Raw genomic sequence first — 23,131 nt, 5'->3', positions numbered from 1 at the left:
ACTTCGCTTAGAGTTTGCGACGATCAAAATATTATAAGAACGCAGATATGAAAACGGCGCCTGAGCGCCGTTTTTTGGGATGGGTATGTTGAACCATTGCGAGGTTGAAATACTATTCGAGGTAGCGGCGAATTTGTGCCTCGATACCTTTTCCGTCAAGTTCCAGTTCTTCGTGAAGCTCTTGCTGAGTACCTTGATGTATAAAGGTATCGGGCAAGCCAATTTGCAACACAGGCTTGATTTGGCGAGACTTCATCAAATATTCCACCACACCAGAGCCAGCACCACCAGCTATGGCATTTTCTTCAACCGTCACCAACACATCGTGCGTTGAGACAAGTTCGTCGATCATGGCTTCATCCAATGGCTTCACAAAGCGCATGTCTGCCACGGTTGCATTGAGATTTTCTGCCGCTGCCAGGGCTGAGGGTAGCATGGTGCCAAAACTCAGTATCGCCACCTTTTCACCCTGGCGGCGAAGCACACCTTTGCCAATCGGGAATTGGGTCATGGATGTTTCGACGGTTGCGCCACAGCCTGTGCCACGTGGGTAACGCACGGCGGTAGGACCATTGTGCTTATGTCCCGTGTATAGCATCTGGCGACACTCGTTTTCGTCGCTTGGTGCCATGATCACCATGTTAGGAATGCAGCGCATAAAGCTCAGATCAAACGCACCTTGGTGAGTTTGACCATCAGCACCGACCAATCCGCCGCGATCGATAGCAAACATCACAGGCAAGTTCATGGTGGCAACGTCGTGGATCAGCTGATCATAACCACGCTGTAAGAAGGTCGAGTAAATGGCAACAACGGGGTGATAGCCACCAATGGCCATGCCTGTGCCTAAGGTAACGGCATGTTGTTCGGCAATCGCGACGTCAAAGTAGCGATCTGGGAATTCTTTCGAAAAACGCACCATGCCTGAGCCTTCGCGCATCGCTGGCGTGATAGCAAGTAGCTTTTCATCTTCTGCGGCCATGTCGCACAACCAATCCCCAAAGATTTTGGAAAACGTTGGGCCTGAGGCTTGGGCTTTGGGCAGTTTGTTGTCAGCTGGGTTGAACTTAGGCACAGCGTGATAACCAATCGGATCTTTTTCCGCGGGCGCGTAGCCTTTGCCTTTTTTGGTCATCACGTGAAGGAACTGCGGGCCCTTCAGTCCACGCATATTTTTCAACGTTTTAACCAACTCTTCCACATCGTGCCCATCAACGGGGCCAATGTAGTTAAAGCCGAGTTCTTCGAACAAGGTGCCTGGTACTACCATGCCTTTGAGGTGTTCTTCTGCACGACGAACCAGTTCTTTGATTGGCGGCGCACCAGAAAGCACCTTCTTTCCGCCTTCACGGATAGAGGTATAGAAGTTACCAGATAGCAATTGGGCTAAATGATTATTGAGTGCACCGACATTTTCAGAAATCGACATCTCATTGTCATTGAGGACAACCAGCATGTCAGGATGAACATCACCGGCGTGGTTCATGGCTTCAAATGCCATACCTGCGGTAATTGCACCGTCACCAATCACGCTCACCACTTTTCGCTCACGGCCTTCTTTGGCTGCAGCAATGGCAAGGCCTAATGCGGCGCTGATAGAGGTGGAGCTGTGGCCGACAGAAAGAACGTCGTATTCACTTTCTTCACGCCATGGGAAAGGGTGTAACCCGCCCTTTTGACGAATGGTTGGCATCTGTTCACGGCGACCAGTTAGGATCTTGTGTGGGTAGGCTTGATGGCCAACATCCCAAATCAAATGATCAAACGGTGTGTTATAGACGAAATGAAGCGCCACCGTCAGTTCAACTGTGCCCAAGCCAGACGCAAAATGTCCGCTTGAGTGGCTGACGGAGTTCAATAGATAAGTTCTTAGCTCATCACATAGCGTAGGCAGAATGTCACGCGGAAGAGTCCGCAATTCATCGGGCGTATTCGCCAGCGCGAGCGTTGGGTATTTTGCGATATTGAGAGTCATAAATTCGTTTTGGCGCAACGTCATTGCTTTTAATTATTTCGCTCGATGATGTACCGGGCGAACAGCTCCAATTGCTCTGTATTGTAGGGGATCGCATGCAGAGCCTGTAGTGCTTCCTGATACAAAAGCGCGGCTTTTTCTTGCGCGCCTTCAAGACCAAGAAGAGCAGGGTAAGTACTTTTCTCTGCCGCTAGATCTGACCCCTGAGGCTTACCGAGCGTCTCTGTGTCACTGATGATATCCAGAATGTCATCTTGCACTTGAAAGGCAAGGCCGATGGCATTTGAAAAGGTATCAAGTTGTGTAAGACAGGCAACCCCTTTATTACCAGCGGCGTAAGCGCCCAATCTGACTGCACAGCGTATCAGAGCCCCCGTTTTGTTGCGATGAATAGTTTCTAAAGCAGTTAAATCGACCTGCCTCCCTTCTGCCGCCAAGTCGAGCGCTTGACCAAGACACATGCCCATGGCACCCGAAGCGGTTGCCAGTTCTTTGACCATATGAATGCGGTAAGTGTCACCTTCAGTCGAAAGCTTGCCGTCTGCCAAAATACTGAACGCCAAGGTTTGCAGTGCATCGCCAGCAAGAATCGCATTGGCTTCATCAAAGGCAATATGGCAGGTCGCTTGGCCGCGACGCAGACTGTCGTCATCCATGGCGGGCAAATCATCGTGGATCAGTGAATAGGCGTGTATACATTCAACGGCAGCAGCAGGCGTATCTAACGCATCGTCAGCCATGCCAAACAACTGGCCAGTGACGTAGGTGAGGTAAGGGCGAACGCGCTTCCCTCCCATTAATGTGCCGTACTTCATGGCCTTAATTAAAGATTGGTCAGTGTTACCTAGCGCATCAATCCAAAGCCCTAATTGCTCATTATTGCGTTGTTGATAATGAAGAAGAGTGGATTTTAAATCGTTGTTACTCATCGCGCGCGTCTTCAAAGGGCTCTAAAGGGGTATTGTCGTCTTGTGCAAGAAGGATTTCGACGCGTTGCTCTGCATCCGACAAGGTTTTTTGACCTTGTCGGGCGAGCGAAATACCGCGTTCGAATTGTTTTAGTGCCACATCTAACGGCAGTTCGCCATTTTCTAGGCCATTAACAATCGTATCTAGTTCCTTGAGGGTTTCCTCATAGGTCATGTTTTCTGGTTTCTTGGTCGCCATGATAATCCTAGATAGTAGGGAATGGCGGAGAAGTTAACTCAGTGCCTGATAGGGGTCAAACTCTTGAACGAATTTCTGTGTATCTAAAAGGGATTTCAAGGTGAATTCGTTGCGTGAGCGAAAAATGAAGAGAAAGAAAGACCGATTTACTCTCGTTCTGCGAGGGTTTTTGCTTAATACTGGAGATTGAGCTTAAAGTTGCGAACGAAATCTGCATCTTGAGACGAGTTGGGTATAAAATCATTAATACGCGCTAAATCTATTTTTGTTGCTGCCGATAACTTGGTCAGCGAATAGCGTTATTCATACTTCAACATTCACTCTTTTGTCGAAAATTAAGGGGATCGTTCTGTGGATCTGGCGACACTCATAGGACTTATTGGCGCCTTTGCCTTCATCATAATGGCGATGCTACTCGGTGGTACTTTGAGTATGTTTGCCGACGTCCCGTCTGCGCTGATTGTATTTGGCGGTAGTCTTTTCGTTGTGATGATGAAATACCCAATGGGGCAGTTCTTCGGTGCTTTCAAAATTGCGGGCAAGGCTTTTATGTTCAAAGCTGATGACCCAGAAGATCTGATTGCCAAAATAGTTGAAATGGCAGACGCAGCACGTAAAGGCGGTTTTCTTGCATTAGAAGAGATGGAAGTGACTAACTCTTTTATGAAGAAAGGTGTCGACATGCTGGTGGATGGTCACGATGCTGAAGTTGTTAAGATGACACTGCAAAAAGATATCCTCATGACGGATGAACGCCATGATGGAGGGGCTCAATTTTATAGTGCGCTCGCTGACGTTGCACCAGCGATGGGGATGATCGGCACACTGGTTGGTCTGGTCGCCATGCTTTCAAACATGGATGATCCCAAGGCGATCGGTCCCGCAATGGCGGTAGCACTTCTTACAACACTTTATGGTGCGATGCTCGCGAATATGATCGCGATCCCTATCGCGGACAAACTGCGTTTACGCAAAGATCAGGAAAAGCTGAATCGTCGTTTAATTATGGACGGTTTGCTTGCGATACAAGATGGTCAAAACCCACGCGTTATCGATGGCTACCTGAAAAACTACCTCAACGAGAAAAAACGCGCCGTTGACGTAGACGCATAAGGAGTCTGGTATGGAAGAAGAATGCAAATGTCCCCCCCCAGGCCTACCAGCTTGGATGGGTACGTTCGCGGATTTGATGTCGCTATTGATGTGCTTTTTCGTACTGCTCCTTTCGTTTTCGGAAATGGACGTACTGAAGTTCAAGCAAATCGCGGGCTCAATGAAATTTGCGTTTGGTGTGCAAAATCTTCTTGAAGTGAAAGACATACCCAAAGGTACCAGTGTGATTGCGCAAGAATTTCGCCCTGGTCGCCCTGAGCCGACACCCATTGAAGTGATTATGCAGCAGACCATCGACATGACACAGCGGTCATTGGATTTTCAGGATGGTGAATCTGACAGAGCGGGTGGCTCTCAACGTGAGTCCGCCAAACTAGATGGTGGTTCAACCGCGACTGAAGCGTCGATGCAAGAGCAAGAACAAGACACCGAACAGATGTCCAGTACCGCGCAAATGGTCGTGCAGGCATTAGAGCGGGAAGTAGAAGAAGGGGCTGTTGAGGTTGAAAACCTTGGCCAGCAGCTGATTATTCGTATTCGTGAAAATGGTGCTTTCCCTGCGGGCTCCGCGTTCTTACAGCCGAAGTTTAGGCCATTGGTGCGACAAATTGCTGGTTTGGTCAAAGATGTGCCCGGTATTGTCCGAGTTTCCGGCCATACCGATGATACGCCGTTGGATTCAGAGCTCTACCGTTCCAACTGGGATTTGTCCGCGCAGCGCGCTGTGTCGGTGGCTCAGGAGATGGAAAAAGTAGACGGGTTTGACCCGATGCGAATGCGAGTAGAAGGGATGGCGGGTACGACGCCTCGTGTGGCGAATGATACGCCAGAGAATCGCTCACAAAACCGCCGTGTGGAAATTGCTGTTATGCAAGGTAAGCCACGAGAATCTGATGAAATTTCAGCAGATACGCCTGTGCAACCTATTCAGGAAAATTAAGCGCATCGATGCGCTTATGTTACTAAGGCAGTGCGAAGGCACTGCCTTTTTCGTTTTAGTCGGTTATTTCGAATACGTTATGCTTGATGTATAATCCGCGCCTTTAAAGAAGCTGTAGCGAAACCTGATATGAAATTTATCGTAAAAATTCACCCTGAGGTGATGGTTAAAAGTGAATCTGTACGGAAGCGCTTCACGAAAATTCTGGAATCGAACATCAGAACTATTCTTAAGCGAAAGTCAGATGCTGTGGCGGTATTCAACCGTCGTGACCATATCGAGGTTTCGCTGAAAAATGCTTCTGATCGTGATATTGCACTTTCAGTCCTCACGAATACGCCAGGTATTCACCATGTGCTGGAAGTTGAACAAACGCCATTCACTGATTTGCACAACATCTATGAGATCGTCGCTGCAACAGTAAGCCACCAACTGGAAGGTAAATCATTCTGTGTGCGCGCTAAGCGTCGTGGTAATCATCCATTTACCTCTACTGAGGTAGAGCGCTACGTGGGGGGTGGGTTGAATCAAGATGTTGAATCTGCGAGTGTCCGATTAAAGAACCCTGACATCACCGTTCACCTTGATGTGGATAGAGAAAATGTCAACGTTGTGCGCGAGCGCTTTAAAGGCTTGGGCGGCTTCCCGCTAGGTACACAAGAAGAAGTGCTGAGTTTGATCTCGGGTGGCTTTGATTCAGGCGTTTCGAGCTATCTTCACATTAAGCGCGGCAGTAAGGTGCATTACTGCTTCTTTAATCTTGGTGGTGCGGCACACGAAATTGGTGTTCGACAAACGGCTTATTACTTGTGGGAGAAATTTGGTTCTTCTGCAAAGGTGAAATTTGTCTCTATCGATTTTGAACCTGTTGTGGCTGAGATCTTGGAAAAGGTTGAAGATGGTCAGATGGGTGTAGTACTAAAACGTATGTTTATGCGTGCTGCATCGATGATGGCTGAGCGAAACGGTATTCAAGCGTTGGTGACAGGTGAAGCATTAGGGCAGGTCTCTAGCCAGACGCTGACCAACCTTCGTCATATCGACAACGTGACCGACACATTAATCCTGCGTCCTTTGATCAACTGGGACAAAGAAGACATCATCAATATGGCGCGCCATATCGGTACTGAAGATTTTGCTAAAACCATGCCAGAGTACTGTGGTGTGATTTCTCGTAAGCCAACGATCAAGGCCGAGAAAGCGAAGCTAGATATTGAAGAAGCGAACTTCAACTTTGATATTCTCGATCAGGTGGTACGTGATGCACGTACCATTGATATTCGTGAGATTGAAAAGCAAAGTAAAGAAAAAGCGCCAGACGTTGAACTGGTTGATGAAATTGCTCATGGTGCAGTGGTGCTAGATATTCGCAGCCCTGATGAAGAAGATGGTAACCCATTGGTGATTGACGGTGTGGAAGTCACTCACATTCCTTTCTTCAAATTGGCAACCAAGTTTGGCGATTTAGATCAGAGCAAGACCTATTTGCTTTACTGTGACCGAGGCGTAATGAGCCGATTGCAAGCGTTGTATTTGCAAGAAAATGGCTACGCGAATGTGAAGGTATATCGCCCTTAAAGCCGGTCCTAGGAAGCGCATCTCATAGAGTCGAGAAAACCAAAGCCAGCATGTATGCTGGCTTTTTGTTTTATTGTAAGGGCTTGGATTAACTACGCAAACTTCTTGTCATAGTGAAGGCTCGGGATCATCACCATAGGATCGGTGACTTCCTTCGCTTTTTCTTTTCCAGCCAATACCAACACAATCTCAACGGCAAATTCCAACGCAGTGCCCGGACCTTGGCTGGTGATCAGTTTGTGGTCGTGATCGGTAAATACACGCTTAGTGTTCCTCTTTTCCTCGTTAATCTGTTCGATAAACGCAGGGTGACACGCTTTGTGTGCATCAGGGAACAAGCCGTTTTTCTCGAGTACTAACGCAGGGGCTGCGCAGATAGCCGCTACCCATTTTTGATCGCAGTGCTGCTGACGGAGCATTTCCAGTACCAACGCGCTTTCGCCCAAACACGTCGCGCCTTCGACTCCACCGGGTACCACAATACAGTCGTACTCTTCGTCAGCGACTTTGACTAATGGTGCGTCGGCAAGGATCTTTACGCCGCGTGAGCAAGTCACGGTAAGATTTCCATCTTCTGCCGCACTGGCGGTAGTGACGTTAAAACCGGCTCGTACCATAATATCCATCACAGCTACGGCTTCAATTTCTTCCGTGCCTGGAGCGAGGCACACCAATACACTAGGTGTTGTCATAGGATGATTCCAAATTCTTGATAGCCTTGTAGAGCGCCGTATTTTTTGGTGTGGCGATACCGTGTAATGCAGCTCTTTTGATTAAATAGCCCGTAATGAAATCAATCTCTGAGCGTCGCTGGTGGAAGATATCGCGATTCATCGACGAGTAGTTACTTGCGGTCGCTTGAGCAACGTCCAGTGTTTTGTGAAGAACGTCGTCACCGCTGGTCGCTATTCCTTCTGTATTCATTACTTGGGCAATTTCTTTGCTGAGTAAAAGCAGTTGCTCCTGATAACACGGAAGCAACAGGTCCCCATTCGGTATTTGATCAATGGCGCTCAATGGATTGATCATACAATTGATAGCGAGCTTGTGCCAAAGCGCTTGCTGGATATGCTCATCCCAGCAACACGGGGAGAGTGCGTGATCTAATACGTCCGTGAGAAAACCGCAGCGCTTACCAAGTGCGTTAATGCCACCCACTCGCGTTTCACCAATGCCCGTATGTTTAACTTCGGTAGAGGACAACATCAGGCTGCCGTGAGACGTGGTAGCAAACAGCAAAGGATTGTTGCTCACTAAACGTAGCGCCGTGTCAGTGGTTCCCATGCCGTTGTGCATCAGTACCACGGGCATATCAGGATGCAGGTTAGGAAGTATGCGGTGTATCGCGGCTTCGACATGAAATGCTTTCACGCAGATTACTATGCAATCACTGTCTTTGAGTAAATCTGGCTGGTTGGCAGCAAAATACACTGGCTGAGCCTTCTCAAAACCGCGCTCAAGCGTGACTTCTTGATGGCGAGTGAGAAGGTGCACTTGGTGGCCTGCTTGTCGTAGCTTTAAGCCCCAAAGCGAACCGATTGCACCGGTGCCAACAATCGTGAAATGCATTTTTTATTCCTCTTTCCTGTTTCGAAAACCAGCATACCATTATTGGTTCTTTCATCGAATGGAAAACAAAAAAGGCAGCCTGAAGGCTGCCTCTTGAAGCGCTTTTATACTTCTATAAATTAGAAGTTGTATTGTACGCGGTAGATCATGATGTCTTGGTAATCTTTACGCGCCAACTTGTTTACGGTGTAACGGTAAAGTACGCCCGTTGACCAGTTTTGGTTGATGTTCCACATTGCGTTAACAGAGCCGTTTAGACCCCAGTCATCGCCTTGCACTGCTGCGTATGCTTCTTGGCGACCAAACTCGTATTCAGCCCAAGAAGAGAACGTAAAGTTCTGGCTGCCGATGTTGGTGTTGTAGAAACCTACGAAACCAGCCATACCGCCGTTTGCGCCTTTAATGTCACCAGAGTTGATTTCGTGAACACCGATGAATGGCGTAAATGCCCAACCGTCACCGTTAAGGCCAGTGTAACCTAAACCTAGTACACGGTTTTGTTCGTGAAGCGCACCGCCGCGGCCGTCTTCGTCTTTGTCAGTGTTGTAAATCTGAGCGTAAAGGCTTACACCTGAGTCAGTCAGGTTGTAGTGGATAGTACCTTTTGCAGATGCACCACGGTTACCTGTTCCACGATCCACACCTTCGTAGTCGTAGAAGCCGTAGATTTGACCCCAAGTAAAGCCTGCGCCGCCTTCGATACCGACTACAGCTTGGTTACGATCTGAAATGTCGCCACCGAAGTTATCGTTATCGTTACCAATACCATGATCCCAAACTTGGTAGTCAGCATACATGCCACCAAAACCAAATAGGTATTCCGCTTGTGCAGGGACAGCCGCTGCTGCTGCCAGAACGCTCAGTGCTACTACAGATTTACGCATCGTTAGCTCTCTTTACATCGTAAGGATTGGAGTGGCAAAGACACCAAATGGTTGGACCTCGCCGTTGCGAGCGCCATTCTATGGGAAAGTTCAAAAAAGAAAATGCAATGAAATCGCAATCGTTTGCTAAATGTGATTTAGATCTCGTTGAAATGGATTACATGAGAGATAAGTGTTTCAAAAGATGACAGGGATAAAGGATTCAACAGGTTTGAGGGGGGGTAATCCGCGACAGGCGTCGCGGATTAAACACATTTAAGTGAGGTTTTGCTTGTCAGTAAGTGCTTGGAAGTGATGTCTGAGCCCAATAATCATGGCGAGACTTGGTAACACCATGACCGTGGTGAGGATAAAGAAGAATGACCATGGATTGAGCCATGTAATGTCATGCAGCCACTCAAAGCCTTCTATCCAATCGACAGTGGCACCACTAAACGATGACAGGGTTGTCCGACCTAAGTTGCCTAGCGATGCGAGCAGAGCATACTGTGTGGCCGAAAAGGCGCGTCCTGTTAGGAAGGTCAAGAAGGATACAAATGCAATCGTCGCAAAAGCACTCGTGAAGTTATCCACAATGATAGTGGCGAGGAATAAATCTTCGTTTGGACCCACTTGCGCCATGAGCGCAAACATAAGATTGCTAGCTGCCATGGAAATACCACCAATCAGCAGCCCTTTCACCACGCCGAAACGAACGTTGATAGCACTACCAATCAAGGTGAACACCACCATGGCGCCCCAGCCAATGAGTTTGGAATAGTGGCCAATTTGTTCGTTACTGAAACCGACTTCTTTGTAAAAAACGATCGACATTCGACCAAGGAATGCTTCTCCAATTTTGAACAGGAAAACGAATAACAGCAGGGTTAATGCGACTTTCACGCCGTTTCGGCGAAAGAACTCCGCAAAAGGCTCAACGAGGGTGACTGACAACCATAGCAAGACTCTGTTTTCGCCATGTTTAAGTCGTTTTGCATAGCGCGCTTCGGCTTCTGCCTGCAATGCTTCACGCTCAGAATCGGGTTCCCCGACGAAAAGTGTAAATAGGATTAATAGTCCAATAAAGACGGCCATCCCGTAATACACACCATTCCAACCAATGCTATCAGCATTGATGAAAGCGAAATAACCGGGGAGGCTGTAGCCTGTCCACCATCCAATGACGGCCATGGCAGCAGCTTGAGGCATTTTAGACTTTTCCTGCTCCTTGAAGCTGTCGATACGAAAGGCATCAATGGCGATATCTTGAGTCGATGATGCAAGGGCAATGGTAAGCGCCAGCACCGAGGTGAGCCACAAGTTGAATGAAGGGTCGGTGTTTGCAATAAATAAGGTGCACACTAACATGATCGATTGCATGAGCACGATCCAACTGCGACGCTGACCTAGTTTATTGTAAAGATAGGGAAGTTTAATTCGGTCAATGAGCGGCGCCCACATCCAGTTAATGGCATAAACCACAAAGATGGAGCCAAATAAACCAATCGCTGTTCGAGTGAGACCTGCATCCTTGAGCCAACCCGACATGTTTGACCCAATTAAAAGCCAAGGAAAGCCACTTGCACAGCCAAGAAGAAAAACCCATAAGAGTCGGCGGTCAAGGTAACTGTGAACGGTTTCTCGCCAAGTAGGGGATGGTGCTTGGGACATGTAGTGACGTCCTTGTGAGTAACATAAGTAACGTCATGCTACCGTGCTTCAAGGGCGAATGCCACGCGCGTAATCAGGAAATTTTCCCTTGTTCATCAAATAACAAGCACATTCTTTTACGCGCCGATTGGCGAAGCGATTACCACGTAATTCATCTTCTCGTCTCGACTCGATTAAGTACAACAAGTACCAATAAACAGATTCATAGTTGTCTTTTGGTGAGCCGCTGGGCATCGAAAGCTTCCACCAATCAATAAACTGCTGACGGCATATATCTTTCAGCTCATCATAAGGCGATTGCCTTAAAATGAAGCGGATGACTTCAGCGGCAAACGCCGGGGCATAAGTGTGAATATGCTCATCGGCGAGTGCTTGATTTATTTCAGGTTCGGGATTGTCTGCAATGAGTTTTAGCATTCCCTGATTCCTACGACTAATTGGTAATGATAATTTTCTCAATTAGTATAGGTTGCTGTGGAACATCTCGCATGCCAGCTTGAGCGATTGTGACCGTTTTCGTGTTCGCCATGTTTTCGATAACGTTGAAACCTGAGATCACTTTACCAAAAACGGTATAACCAAACTTGTTGGTAGAACCATTCAAGTTACTGTTATTTTGTAGATTAATATAGAACTGTCGCGTGGCTGAATCTGGCGTGGATTTACGCGCCATCGCAATGGTGCCGCGGTCATTGTTCAATCCGTTCTTTGATTCGTTAACCACTTCACCATAAGTGCTCGGGCGCGGATTAAAAGAAGCATCATAGCCGCCACCTTGAACCACAAACCCCTTTATCACGCGATGAAACTGGGTATCTACGTAACTGCCATCTTCGACATAACGTAAAAAATTCTCAACGGACTTGGGCGCTTTATCTGGATAAAGCTCCAGCTTGAAATTGCCCATGTTGGTTTCTACATCAACAATAGGATTGGCAGCCAGTGTAGGAAGTGCCAACGTCATTGTTGCCGCAACAACGATTGATTTAAACAAAGCTCGCATTAAAAGTTCTCGTTCATAAAGGTCATCAGTTGTTTGTCTTGAGCAATGTCTTGCAACACGGCTTCTAGCAGACTGTTAAGTGCGATTTCCATATCTTCAACTGACGCACTGGTCGCGCCTTCAGACGTTGATTTACCTGTGTAGCGCTTAACAAATTTGTTTTCACCGGTTTCTGCAACCAGTTGGATCTGCACATTGGTAATCATGTCGTGTGAGAACACTGAGTGCTCCACTTTCACCAATGCGTCGAGCAGATCTAAGCGAAGTTTTCCTTTGCCCTCGGTAATAACACGATAGCCTTGAGAGTTTAGCTGTCGGGTGAGTGCATCTTCCAGAACGACACGCACATTTGATGTGGATTGAATGGGTTGCACATTTTTACGGCCATTATCTACAACCGCGACAAACTGCGCGGTTCGTAAATCACGACTTTCAACCGCAACAGATTTGTTTTGAGCAACGGGTACGGGTGAAATTGTAGGTTGAGGTGCGACAGTCAATTGAGGCTCTTGAGGTGCAGAGCAGGCGCTCAAGCCGATGACAAGTCCGGAAACAAGCAGAAGTTTTTTCATGAGTTAACGCATCCCTTTAGAGTCTGGCTATTTGTAAGCTTCGACAATAACAAACTTACGGTTGGAAGCAATGACTTGTGCATTGCCAAAAAGACGTTTCAATTTAGTATGATAGCCGAGGTGCCTATTACCAATGACCACAATTCTGCCCTTGGGTTCAAGAACTCGCTGAGCGTCACAAAACATTTGCCATGCAATGTGATCCGTCACTGCTTGTAGTTGATGAAACGGCGGATTACACATCACGACATCTGCGCTTTCAGGTGCAAAGTCATCAAGGCAGTTATTGACGAGGCAATGCGTTCTTGTCGGCTCAATACCATGAGTGGCTAAATTCAGCGAGGCAGAAGCGATTGCCATGTGGCTTTCATCTACGGCAGTCACGCGTGCTTGAGGATTTAGCTTCGCCGCTTGAATCGCCAAAACACCGTTTCCACACCCTAGGTCAATAATGTGTTTGATGCTTTCGTCATGTGGCATGTGTTGAAGCATCAAATAGGCGGCAATATCCAAACTTTCTGAAGAAAACACGTTGGCATGATTTGCCAGACACAATTGGTAGTCCGGAACATCAAATGACGTCGTTGCTGGGGGCAATATATTCAACGACTTCTCTTTGTTACAGAAAACTAAACGCGCTTTCTTTTTTGCCAAAGAAGTATGGGTTGACCCCAAGTGTTTTTCGAAAAGTTTAAGTGTAGATGTATGAATATCTTTGGTTTTCGCGCCCGTAATCGTGGTGAGTTGGGCGCGTTCAAGTTGTGCAATTTGCTGCAACTGCCAAATCAAAAGGCGGTTGTTCTTTGGCAACTTCATCACAACCAGATCGACATCGTCAGGCAGTGTATCCAGCGATGACAAACACCGAACATGAGAAAGCGCGTTTTTATTCAGGTTATGTTGAATACTTTGTTGCGATAACAAAGAATCATTAACCGCAGTGACTTGGTAACCTTTCAGTGAAGCCCAGCAGCTAAGCGCACCGAATCCGTCATTCATGATCAGAATATGTGCACCGGATTCCAAATCTGTCGCTTCGATGTGCTCGATGAGATATTCATCGGCAGCATCCCAAGCTTGTAATGTTTCGTTTTTTTGAAGGGGATAGCGACGCAGTTCTAACGCTATGCCTTCGATTTGTAATGTGGTTTTCATGGGGGTATCAGCGAAGCGCTTGTGAGAATGAGGTATATTGTCGCAGATGACAGGAATACTGCAATTGTCTTGCAGCGATCGAAGAAAGACAATGCAGAAAAAAGCTAATATGTAAAAGAGGGACGTATGATTGTTCAAAAAAATATTGAGCAGAAACTGAACACTGCTTTTTCGCCTATCTTTTTAGAAGTGCTTAATGAAAGTAATATGCACAATGTGCCTGTTGGGTCAGAAAGTCACTTCAAAGTGACAATTGTTAGTGGTGACTTTGAAGGGCAGCGTTTAATCACAAGGCATCGTGCGGTAAACCAAACACTGGCGGATGAGTTGAAAAATGATATCCATGCATTGGCAATTCATACATATACTGAGAGTGAGTGGCATGATTTGAATGGGCATTCACCGAACTCACCACCGTGTCGTGGTGGGTCTTTACACGATAACAAATAATAATATCGCGATGGGCTGTTAAACAAACAACCCAATACTGCGCAGTAATATGTTCGACTAAGATTTCCAGCTGTTCAACATAACGGCTTTGGATTCAGTGTATGGCAATGGTCGTCAGCAGATTGTTAAGAAATGTAGTGTATTAATCAATTCAACATTAAGACAGGCTTTCGTGAGTTATGTTGATTTTGTAACACTTTTCACACACTACGTTTGCATGACATTTTGTGCACCGGCTCATACTTATCACTCTCAATTGGCGATAGTTTGCTCAGTTGTTGAAATTTCAGGGTGCATCACGGTGATTGCCGTGGAATAGCATCTTTGGTTGATGATAGAATCCATCGCTTGAAAACTGACCCCGTCCGCGGAATTGTTGCGGATTGGTGATGAGGAAGTTGCGAAGGCTTGGGATGTGTATCATCCCGCCAAACAGTAGAAAGTCGTGTATCAACTGCGCAATAACAGAATTTTTCCCGTTAATGTAGTGCAAGTGCGTATGATTACAATAAAAAAGGGCTTGGATATCCCAATTTCAGGGACTCCTGCTCAGGTGATAAATGATGGCTCAGCCATCACAAAAGTCGCCTTGCTAGGCGAAGAGTACGTTGGCATGCGTCCAACGATGCATGCTCGTGTTGGGGATGTAGTGAAAAAAGGTCAGATTCTTTTTGAAGATAAAAAGAATGTTGGCGTTAAATTCACTGCACCTGCAGCGGGTACTGTGGTTGAGATTAACCGTGGTGCAAAACGTGTTCTTCAGTCTGTTGTCATCGAAATCGAAGGCAACGAGCAAGTCACTTTCAATAAATATGAAGCCTCTGAAATTGCAGGTCTTGATCGCCAAATGGTTGTTGACCAATTGGTGGAGTCGGGTCTGTGGACTGCGCTTCGTACTCGTCCATTTAGCAAAAACCCTGCGGTTGATGCGAAACCTTCTGCTGTGTTCGTCACCGCAATGGATACCAACCCTCTCGCAGCAAACCCTGAGCTGATCATTAATGAGCAGCAAGAAGCGTTTGTAGCAGGCTTGGATGTTCTTTCGCGTCTGACAGACGGCAAAGTTTACGTGTGTAAAGGTGAGTCTAGCCTGCCACGTAGCTCGCAGTCTAACGTTGAAGAGCAAGTGTTTAATGGCCCTCACCCAGCTGGTCTGGTGGGTACTCACATTCACTTCCTCCGCCCTGTTGGCGCAGAGTTGCAGGTTTGGCACCTGAACTACCAAGACGTGATTGCGTTCGGTAAGCTTTTCCTTGAGGGTGAGCTGTATACCGACCGCGTGATTGCTTTGGCAGGTCCAGTGGTTAACAACCCACGCCTTATCCGTACGCAAATCGGTGCGTCAATCAATGAGCTGACAAACAGCGAATTGATGCCTGGAGAAATCCGTCTCATTTCTGGCTCCGTACTAAGTGGAACACAAGCTGGTGGTGTTCACGGTTACCTTGGTCGTTTCCACTTACAATTAAGTGCGTTGCGCGAAGGCCGTGAAAAAGAACTGTTTGGCTGGATCACTCCAGGTAAAAACAAATTCTCAGTTACGCGTGCGTATTTGAGTCAGTTCTTTAAAGGTCAGCTGTTTAACATGACGACTACCACTAATGGTAGTGAGCGTTCAATGGTGCCAATTGGTAACTATGAGCGTGTTATGCCACTGGACATCGAGCCAACACTTTTGCTACGAGATATCTGTGCAGGCGATCTGGACAGCATGGCTCAGCTAGGTGCACTTGAACTGGATCCTGAAGATCTTGCTCTGTGTACATTTGTTTGCCCTGGCAAATACGATTTTGGCCCGATGCTACGTGAGTGCCTTGATCAAATTGAGAAGGAAGGGTAACCGATGGGCCTGAAAAAATTTCTTGAAGATATCGAACCGCATTTTGAACCGGGCGGTAAGCACGAGAAATGGTTTGCGCTTTACGAAGCTGCAGCGACACTTTTTTACACCCCTGGTCTAGTGACAAAGCGCGGTGCTCACGTTCGTGACAGCATCGATCTGAAGCGCATTATGATCATGGTATGGCTGGCTGTATTCCCAGCAATGTTCTTCGGTATGTACAACTCGGGTAATCAGGCTGTTATGGCACTGAACTCGATGTACAGCGCTGATCAATTTGCAGCCATTGTGGGTGGTAACTGGCATTACTGGTTAACAGAAATGCTAGGGGGGTCGCTGTCTCCTGATGCAGGTTGGGCAAGCAAAATGTTGCTTGGTGCAACCTACTTCCTACCAATCTACGCGACGGTATTTATCGTCGGTGGTTTCTGGGAAGTGTTGTTCTGTATGGTGCGTAAGCATGAAGTCAACGAAGGTTTCTTTGTCACTTCTATCCTGTTTGCGTTGATCGTTCCGCCTACACTTCCTTTGTGGCAAGCAGCTATAGGTATTACCTTTGGTGTTGTTGTTGCAAAAGAAATCTTTGGCGGTACCGGTCGTAACTTCCTGAACCCTGCTCTTGCTGGCCGTGCATTCCTGTTCTTCGCTTATCCTGCACAAATCTCTGGTGATTTGGTTTGGACTGCGGCTGACGGCTTCTCTGGTGCAACGGCGCTTAGCCAATGGGCTGCAGGCGGTCAAGGCGCACTAGTGAACAACGTTTCTGGTAGCACGATCACTTGGATGGATGCTTTCATCGGTAACATCCCTGGTTCTATCGGTGAAGTATCGACGCTGGCTATCTTGATTGGTGGCGCAATGATTGTTGCAATGCGAATTGCATCATGGCGCATCATTCTGGGTACGTTGATTGGTCTTGTTGCAACGGCAACGCTATTCAATATTGCAGGCTCTAGCACCAACCCAATGTTCAGCATGCCTTGGCACTGGCACTTGGTTTTGGGTGGCTTTGCATTCGGTATGATGTTCATGGCAACCGACCCAGTTTCAGCGTCTTTCACCAATAAAGCGAAGTGGTGGTATGGCATCCTGATTGGTGCGATGGCAGTGATGATTCGTGTGGTTAACCCAGCGTACCCAGAAGGTATGATGCTGGCTATCCTGTTTGCGAACCTGTTTGCCCCGCTGTTCGACAACCTGGTAGTTCAGGGTAACATCAAACGGAGACTGGCTCGTGTCAAGCAATAACGATAGCATTAAAAAAACGCTGACCGTAGTTGTCGCGCTGAGCCTAGTTTGTTCAGTCGTGGTTTCTTTTGCAGCGGTGTCTTTGCGTCCACTACAGCAGGAAAATGCAGTACTCGATGTTCAGCGTAACATCCTGTCTGTTGCTGGTATTCCTGTTGGAGCGAGCAAGACCGAAGTTAACCAAGCTTTTGAAAAATTCATCGTTCCTCGCCTTGTTGATCTTTCAACGGGTGAGCTAACGGGTACGGAAGCTGAAGCTGAAGCTTATGACCAACGCGTTGCAGCGTCGGATCCTTCTCAATCAGTCAAGCTTGCTGCAGAGCAAGATTTGGCGAAGATTGGTCGTCGCGCTAATTTAGCGAAGGTCTACTTGGTTAAGAATGACCAAGGCGGGACTGACGAAGTGATCCTTCCTATGCACGGTAATGGTCTGTGGTCAATGATGTACGCTTTTGTTGCTGTTGAGACTGACGGTAACACCGTTGGTGGTATCACATACTACCAGCAAGGCGAAACTCCGGGACTGGGTGGTGAAGTTGAAAACCCACGCTGGCGTTCACAATTCGAAGGCAAAGTGCTGTTTGATGACAAAGGTCAGCCAGCAATTCGCATCGTTAAAGGTGGCGCACAACCGGGTGACATCCATGGTGTAGATGGATTGTCGGGTGCAACACTGACTTCAAACGGTGTTCAGCACACATTTGACTTCTGGCTCGGTAACAATGGCTTTGGCCCGTTCCTGAAGATGGTTCAAAAGGGAGAGCTGAACAATGGCTGATACTAAAGAACTGAAAGAGAATCTATGGGCGCCGATACTTAGCAATAACCCGATTGCCCTTCAGGTTCTAGGTGTGTGTTCTGCATTGGCAGTGACCACCAAGCTAGAAACTGCATTTGTTATGACGATAGCTGTTACGTTTGTAACCGCGTTTTCTAACTTGTTTGTTTCGGCTATTCGTCACCACATTCCTAACTCTGTACGTATCATCGTGCAGATGGCGATCATTGCATCGCTGGTCATCGTGGTTGACCAGATCTTGAAAGCGTACGTTTACGATATCTCTAAACAGCTATCTGTATTCGTTGGCCTGATCATCACCAACTGTATCGTTATGGGACGTGCAGAAGCGTATGCGATGAAGTCTGCGCCACTGCCATCATTTATTGACGGCATTGGTAATGGTCTTGGCTACGGCTTCGTACTGATCACTGTTGGTTTCTTCCGTGAACTGTTGGGTTCTGGCAAATTGTTTGGTGTGTCTATTCTGCCTCTGACTTCAGAAGGCGGTTGGTATCAGCCAAACGGTATGATGTTGCTGGCTCCATCAGCGTTCTTCCTGATCGGCTTTATGATCTGGGTTATACGTGAGTTCAAACCTGAACAAGTAGAAGCGAAGGAGTAAGGACGTAATGGAACATTACATTAGCCTTATGGTTCGTTCGATTTTCATCGAGAACATGGCGCTGTCATTCTTCCTAGGTATGTGTACTTTCTTGGCTGTTTCCAAGAAAGTAAAAACATCGTTTGGCCTAGGTGTCGCAGTTATCGTCGTACTGACCATCGCTGTTCCTGTCAATAATCTGGTTTATAACCTGATTTTGAAAGACGGCGCGTTGGCACCAGGCATTGATCTGAGCTTCCTGAACTTTATCACCTTCATCGGTGTTATCGCGGCGTTGGTTCAGATTCTGGAAATGGTCCTAGACCGCTTTTTCCCGCCACTTTACAACGCACTGGGTATCTTCCTTCCGCTTATCACAGTTAACTGTGCGATTTTCGGTGGTGTATCTTTCATGGTTCAGCGTGACTACAATTTCGCAGAATCAGTGGTATACGGCGCAGGGTCGGGGATCGGCTGGATGCTAGCGATTGTTGCGCTGGCAGGTATTCGTGAAAAAATGAAGTATTCTGATGTTCCTCCTGCTTTACGTGGTTTGGGTATTACCTTTATCACCGTAGGTTTGATGGCGTTGGGCTTTATGTCTTTCTCTGGTGTTCAACTGTAAGTCGGGTAAACCGCGATATAAGGATTAGTCAATGGACATTATTCTTGGTGTAGTGATGTTTACTCTTATCGTACTGGTATTGGTTCTGGTGATCTTGTTCGCCAAATCAAAACTGGTACCTTCAGGTGACATCATCATCTCTGTAAATGGCGATTCAAATCTGGCAATTACCACACAGCCAGGTGGCAAGCTACTGACCGCTCTTGCGGGCGCTGGCGTATTCGTTTCTTCAGCTTGTGGTGGCGGTGGCTCTTGTGGTCAGTGCCGCGTGAAGATCAAATCAGGTGGCGGTGACATTCTGCCGACTGAGCTTGATCACATCAGCAAAGGTGAAGCACGTGAAGGCGAGCGCTTGGCCTGTCAGGTAGCAATGAAAACTGACATGGACATCGAGCTGCCAGAAGAAATTTTTGGTGTGAAAAAGTGGGAATGTGAAGTTATCTCTAACGATAACAAAGCAACCTTCATCAAAGAACTGAAGCTGCAAATTCCAGATGGCGAGTCAGTGCCTTTCCGTGCGGGTGGTTACATCCAAATCGAAGCGCCTGCTCACCACGTTAAGTACGCAGATTACGATGTTCCTAAAGAATATCGTGAAGACTGGGAGAAGTTTAACCTGTTCCGTTACGAGTCCAAGGTTAACGAAGAAACCATTCGTGCGTATTCAATGGCGAACTACCCTGAAGAGTTTGGCATTATCATGCTAAACGTGCGTATTGCTACGCCGCCACCTAACAACCCAACTGTTGCGCCAGGCATTATGTCTTCGTACATTTGGTCGTTGAAAGAAGGCGATAAGTGTACGATTTCAGGACCGTTTGGTGAGTTCTTCGCGAAAGATACTGATGCAGAAATGGTATTTGTGGGCGGTGGTGCAGGTATGGCACCAATGCGTTCTCACATTTTCGACCAGCTCAAGCGTCTGAACTCTACGCGTAAGATGTCTTTCTGGTACGGTGCTCGCTCTAAGCGTGAAATGTTCTATGTAGAAGATTTTGACGGCCTAGCTGCTGAAAACGAAAACTTCGTTTGGCACTGTGCGCTTTCTGATCCACTGCCAGAAGATAACTGGGAAGGCTACACTGGCTTTATCCATAACGTGTTGTTTGAGAACTATCTTAAAGATCACGACGCCCCAGAAGATTGTGAGTTCTACATGTGTGGTCCTCCAATGATGAATGCGGCAGTTATCGGCATGCTGAAAGACCTTGGTGTTGAAGACGAAAACATCCTGCTTGATGATTTCGGTGGCTAAACACCGCTAAGTCGAAAAGACAAATGGCTGGCCTTAGGGTCAGCCATTTTGCATATACATCGATACGAACACATCGATATGAATACACAGATACCAATCTCAGTAGATATTTTCGCGTCTCATCAATTGGCTGTCTCTGCGACTGAGATACGTTGCTATCTCACCGCAAATACATACTGCGATTCGTATTAAGCGGACCTCAATCTCCCATCGTAATCATGGTCTGTGTGTCTAATTTCAACCAACTGGATGAAGTAATGAAAAAATTCCTGTTGTCTCTCGGTCTTATTGTAAGCAGCCTGCTTGTGCTTACAGGATGTGAACAAGCACCAAAACAAGTTCATCTAACAGGTTCTACTATGGGGACCTACTATTCGGTGAAATACATGTCGGATGGTGACGTGCCAAGTCATGATGTTATTCAGACCGAGATCGATATTCGCTTGGAGCGGGTGAACGACCAAATGTCGACGTACCGCAAGGACTCCGAGTTGAGTCGCTTTAATCAGCAAAAAGGCAGTGAGCCATTTTCTGTGTCGGCAGATACCGCATTGGTTGTCGCTGAAGCCATTCGTCTCAATAAGCTGTCTGAGGGTGCGCTGGATGTTACTGTTGGGCCATTAGTGAATCTCTGGGGCTTTGGTCCTGAGGGACGACCTGATCGCGCGCCTAGTGATGTTCAAGTGGCTGAACGCAGAGCAATGACCGGCATCGAATTTATCGAGGTTGATGGTCATTTTCTGACGAAAACCAACCCTGATCTTTATGTCGATTTATCGTCGATTGCGAAGGGGTTTGGTGTTGATGTGGTTGCTAACTATTTGGCGGAGTTAGGGATTAAAAACTACTTGGTTGAGATTGGTGGTGAACTTCAACTTCATGGCGTGAATGCCGAAGGTGTGCCTTGGCGTATCGCGATTGAAAAACCAAGCACTGAACAGCAAACTGTCCAAGAAATAATTGCGCCGGGTGATATGGCCGTTGCGACGTCAGGGGATTATCGCAATTATTTTGAAGAAGATGGCATACGTTACTCACACACCATTGATCCAAAAACAGCCAAGCCGATCAATCATCGTTTGGTGTCGGTGACTGTGCTGGATAAATCATGTATGACGGCTGATGGCTTCTCCACTGCCTTTATGGTGATGGGGCCAGAAAATGCACTTGCGCTGGCTAACAGTGAAAATATTCCAGCATTTTTCATTGTAAAGACCGATAATGGATTTAAAGAAATCGCATCGGACGCATTTAAACAATATCTAACACGTTAAGGGTAATGAGATGTCTGAGTATCTGATAACGTTTTCGGTTTTCTTGCTAGTGATTGCTGGCATGGCGATCGGCTACATTATTCAACGCAAAACCATCAGTGGAAGCTGTGGTGGTCTGGGCTCTGTTGGCATTGAAAAAGAATGTGACTGTCCAGAACCTTGTGATGCAAGGCAAAAGCGCGAAGCGCGTGCTGCCAAAGCAGCTGAGTGGAAGAAGAATCAAATCATTTGATCTATTTGAATCATCTGACTCATGAGGGCCAGTCACAGACTGGCCTTTTTTATCGGTAGTTCCCTGCCTCCAAAGCCCCTAACACCTTTGCTTCGAAGATTGACAACCGCATCGGTTGCTGTGTATACATACAGTATCTGATTGTCAGGCTCTCTATCCATGAAAAAAATTGTGCACATCGATATGGACTGTTTCTATGCCGCTGTAGAGATGCGTGATAGCCCTGAGTTGCGGGATATTCCTCTTGCCATTGGCGGCTCAGAAACGCGCAGAGGTGTGATATCGACCTGTAATTACCTTGCACGAAAATATGGTGTTCGCTCAGCGATGGCGACGGCACATGCTAAGAAACTTTGCCCCAACCTCACGGTAGTTCGTGGTGACATGAACAAGTACAAAGCCGTTTCTCTTCAAATTCGAGCCATTTTTGCTCGGTATACCGATAAAGTAGAGCCCCTATCCCTTGATGAAGCTTATCTTGATGTGAGTGACTGCTCACTATTTAGAGGCTCAGCAACGCTTATCGCTGAAGACATTCGACAAGCGATTAAACGGGAACTCGGATTAACGGCGTCAGCCGGGGTGGCACCCGTTAAGTTCATCGCCAAGGTGGCATCTGATTTAAACAAGCCTGACGGTATCTATGTGATCACGCCGGATGAAATCGATGCATTTGTGAAGAACTTGCCGTTGGAGAAAATTCCAGGCGTGGGTAAAGTGACCTTGGTGAAACTGCATGAACTTGGCTTATTTAAAGGTGAAGACGTTCAGCAGTTTGATCAAAATCTATTACTTCAGCGATTTGGTAAATTCGGTCATGCGTTATGGAATCGATGTCAGGGCATTGATGAAAGAGACGTTGAAACCGACCGTGTTCGCAAGTCGGTGGGGGTGGAGCGGACTTTGCCAGAAGACATTCACACCGAAGCGGAGTGCTTGGCCGTCATGGAGTCACTTTATGATGAGATGGAAACGCGTTTAAAGCGAGTGTGTCCTGATATGGACATTGCGCGCCAAGGGGTCAAACTTAAATTTTCCGATTTTCAGTTAACCTCGGTTGAACATCGTCAGTGGTGCTTCGATACGAATGTATTTCCTGACCTCTTAAAAGAAGCGTTAGCTCGCCAACAAGGAAGAGGTGTGCGTTTGATAGGGTTAAACGTCGGGCTTAAATCGGAAGACAAAGACAAGGCCGCGCAGTTGAGTTTTGAATGGTAAA

At 47.1% G+C, this 23,131-nt stretch carries 24 protein-coding genes; 13 read left to right on the top strand and 11 right to left on the bottom strand.

The window, feature by feature from the left end; all coding sequences use genetic code 11:
* Positions 1-112: 112 nt before the first annotated feature.
* Genes dxs through xseB form a run of 3 tightly spaced genes read right to left on the bottom strand, consistent with a single transcriptional unit; the run spans position 113 to position 3,142 of the window.
* A complete protein-coding gene (gene dxs, locus ACED36_RS06365; RefSeq protein ID WP_029486380.1) occupies positions 113-1,975 on the bottom strand; it encodes a 1-deoxy-D-xylulose-5-phosphate synthase in 1,863 nt (620 codons plus the stop codon).
* 29 nt (positions 1,976-2,004) lie between these two features.
* Positions 2,005-2,904 (bottom strand): (2E,6E)-farnesyl diphosphate synthase, encoded by a 900-nt coding sequence (gene ispA / locus ACED36_RS06360; RefSeq protein ID WP_016959716.1) that lies wholly within the window; start codon positions 2,902-2,904, stop codon positions 2,005-2,007.
* Positions 2,897-3,142 carry an exodeoxyribonuclease VII small subunit gene (gene xseB / locus ACED36_RS06355; RefSeq protein WP_016959715.1) on the bottom strand — a complete coding sequence of 82 codons (246 nt, stop codon included), beginning with the start codon at positions 3,140-3,142 and terminating at the stop codon, positions 2,897-2,899. Before xseB ends, ispA begins: the two co-directional genes overlap by 8 nt.
* Positions 3,143-3,493: 351 nt before the next feature.
* Here xseB and pomA point away from each other — a divergent pair, with 351 nt between their 5' ends.
* From pomA to thiI, 3 genes are all read left to right on the top strand, one after another.
* Positions 3,494-4,255 carry a flagellar motor protein PomA gene (pomA, locus tag ACED36_RS06350; RefSeq protein WP_016959714.1) on the top strand — a complete coding sequence of 254 codons (762 nt, stop codon included), beginning with the start codon at positions 3,494-3,496 and terminating at the stop codon, positions 4,253-4,255.
* A gap of 10 nt (positions 4,256-4,265) precedes the next feature.
* Positions 4,266-5,195: a flagellar motor protein MotB gene (locus ACED36_RS06345; protein ID WP_016959713.1), complete on the top strand. Its 930-nt coding sequence runs from the start codon at positions 4,266-4,268 to the stop codon at positions 5,193-5,195.
* Between the two features lie 129 nt (positions 5,196-5,324).
* Positions 5,325-6,773, top strand: a complete 1,449-nt coding sequence (gene thiI, locus ACED36_RS06340; RefSeq protein ID WP_016959712.1) for a tRNA uracil 4-sulfurtransferase ThiI — start codon at positions 5,325-5,327, stop codon at positions 6,771-6,773.
* A gap of 92 nt (positions 6,774-6,865) precedes the next feature.
* Here thiI and ACED36_RS06335 read toward each other — a convergent pair whose 3' ends face one another.
* The 8 genes from ACED36_RS06335 to ACED36_RS06300 form a co-directional block, all read right to left on the bottom strand.
* The gene (locus ACED36_RS06335; protein ID WP_016959711.1) at positions 6,866-7,465 is read right to left on the bottom strand and encodes a DJ-1 family glyoxalase III; all 600 of its coding nucleotides are present in this window, start codon (positions 7,463-7,465) and stop codon (positions 6,866-6,868) included.
* Positions 7,452-8,342: a 2-dehydropantoate 2-reductase gene (locus tag ACED36_RS06330; protein ID WP_016959710.1), complete on the bottom strand. Its 891-nt coding sequence runs from the start codon at positions 8,340-8,342 to the stop codon at positions 7,452-7,454. The genes ACED36_RS06335 and ACED36_RS06330 overlap by 14 nt, the downstream gene beginning before the upstream one ends.
* A gap of 119 nt (positions 8,343-8,461) precedes the next feature.
* The gene (locus ACED36_RS06325; protein WP_016959709.1) at positions 8,462-9,226 is read right to left on the bottom strand and encodes an outer membrane protein OmpK; all 765 of its coding nucleotides are present in this window, start codon (positions 9,224-9,226) and stop codon (positions 8,462-8,464) included.
* A 255-nt stretch (positions 9,227-9,481) separates the two neighbouring features.
* Complete coding sequence (locus tag ACED36_RS06320; RefSeq protein ID WP_016959708.1) at positions 9,482-10,876, bottom strand: MFS transporter; 1,395 nt, start codon at positions 10,874-10,876, stop codon at positions 9,482-9,484.
* A 48-nt stretch (positions 10,877-10,924) separates the two neighbouring features.
* Positions 10,925-11,293: a hypothetical protein gene (locus tag ACED36_RS06315; RefSeq protein ID WP_016959707.1), complete on the bottom strand. Its 369-nt coding sequence runs from the start codon at positions 11,291-11,293 to the stop codon at positions 10,925-10,927.
* Positions 11,294-11,309: 16 nt separating this feature from the next.
* A complete protein-coding gene (locus tag ACED36_RS06310) occupies positions 11,310-11,879 on the bottom strand; it encodes a peptidylprolyl isomerase (protein ID WP_016959706.1) in 570 nt (189 codons plus the stop codon).
* Positions 11,879-12,451 (bottom strand): YajG family lipoprotein, encoded by a 573-nt coding sequence (locus tag ACED36_RS06305; protein WP_017004684.1) that lies wholly within the window; start codon positions 12,449-12,451, stop codon positions 11,879-11,881. Before ACED36_RS06305 ends, ACED36_RS06310 begins: the two co-directional genes overlap by 1 nt.
* Positions 12,452-12,478: 27 nt before the next feature.
* The gene (locus tag ACED36_RS06300; protein WP_371732949.1) at positions 12,479-13,606 is read right to left on the bottom strand and encodes a methyltransferase; all 1,128 of its coding nucleotides are present in this window, start codon (positions 13,604-13,606) and stop codon (positions 12,479-12,481) included.
* 126 nt (positions 13,607-13,732) lie between these two features.
* Between ACED36_RS06300 and bolA the strand changes: the two genes are divergently transcribed.
* The 10 genes from bolA to dinB all read left to right on the top strand — a co-directional run bounded on the left by bolA (position 13,733) and on the right by dinB (position 23,130).
* Positions 13,733-14,056, top strand: a complete 324-nt coding sequence (gene bolA / locus ACED36_RS06295; protein WP_371732948.1) for a transcriptional regulator BolA — start codon at positions 13,733-13,735, stop codon at positions 14,054-14,056.
* Between the two features lie 499 nt (positions 14,057-14,555).
* Positions 14,556-15,896, top strand: coding sequence for a Na(+)-translocating NADH-quinone reductase subunit A (locus ACED36_RS06290; RefSeq protein WP_035008722.1), 1,341 nt, complete (start codon positions 14,556-14,558; stop codon positions 15,894-15,896).
* Positions 15,897-15,899: 3 nt separating this feature from the next.
* Positions 15,900-17,144 carry an NADH:ubiquinone reductase (Na(+)-transporting) subunit B gene (locus ACED36_RS06285; protein ID WP_371732947.1) on the top strand — a complete coding sequence of 415 codons (1,245 nt, stop codon included), beginning with the start codon at positions 15,900-15,902 and terminating at the stop codon, positions 17,142-17,144.
* Positions 17,131-17,922, top strand: a complete 792-nt coding sequence (locus tag ACED36_RS06280; RefSeq protein ID WP_016959700.1) for a Na(+)-translocating NADH-quinone reductase subunit C — start codon at positions 17,131-17,133, stop codon at positions 17,920-17,922. Before ACED36_RS06285 ends, ACED36_RS06280 begins: the two co-directional genes overlap by 14 nt.
* Positions 17,915-18,547 carry an NADH:ubiquinone reductase (Na(+)-transporting) subunit D gene (locus tag ACED36_RS06275; RefSeq protein WP_016959699.1) on the top strand — a complete coding sequence of 211 codons (633 nt, stop codon included), beginning with the start codon at positions 17,915-17,917 and terminating at the stop codon, positions 18,545-18,547. The genes ACED36_RS06280 and ACED36_RS06275 overlap by 8 nt, the downstream gene beginning before the upstream one ends.
* Before the next feature lie 7 nt (positions 18,548-18,554).
* On the top strand, positions 18,555-19,151 hold the full coding sequence (gene nqrE / locus ACED36_RS06270) for an NADH:ubiquinone reductase (Na(+)-transporting) subunit E (protein ID WP_016959698.1): 597 nt from the start codon (positions 18,555-18,557) through the stop codon (positions 19,149-19,151).
* A 31-nt stretch (positions 19,152-19,182) separates the two neighbouring features.
* A complete protein-coding gene (gene nqrF, locus ACED36_RS06265; RefSeq protein ID WP_016959697.1) occupies positions 19,183-20,406 on the top strand; it encodes an NADH:ubiquinone reductase (Na(+)-transporting) subunit F in 1,224 nt (407 codons plus the stop codon).
* A gap of 257 nt (positions 20,407-20,663) precedes the next feature.
* A complete protein-coding gene (locus ACED36_RS06260; protein WP_017004687.1) occupies positions 20,664-21,680 on the top strand; it encodes an FAD:protein FMN transferase in 1,017 nt (338 codons plus the stop codon).
* Positions 21,681-21,690: 10 nt separating this feature from the next.
* Positions 21,691-21,912 carry a (Na+)-NQR maturation NqrM gene (gene nqrM / locus ACED36_RS06255; RefSeq protein WP_016959695.1) on the top strand — a complete coding sequence of 74 codons (222 nt, stop codon included), beginning with the start codon at positions 21,691-21,693 and terminating at the stop codon, positions 21,910-21,912.
* A 159-nt stretch (positions 21,913-22,071) separates the two neighbouring features.
* Positions 22,072-23,130: a DNA polymerase IV gene (gene dinB, locus ACED36_RS06250; protein WP_371732946.1), complete on the top strand. Its 1,059-nt coding sequence runs from the start codon at positions 22,072-22,074 to the stop codon at positions 23,128-23,130.
* Position 23,131 lies beyond the last annotated feature (1 nt).

This window comes from Enterovibrio sp. FF113, from assembly GCF_041439165.1.
GTDB lineage: Bacteria > Pseudomonadota > Gammaproteobacteria > Enterobacterales > Vibrionaceae > Enterovibrio > Enterovibrio norvegicus_A.
Note: the sequence above shows the minus strand (reverse complement) of the source record. Positions and strands in the feature narration are given on the sequence as shown.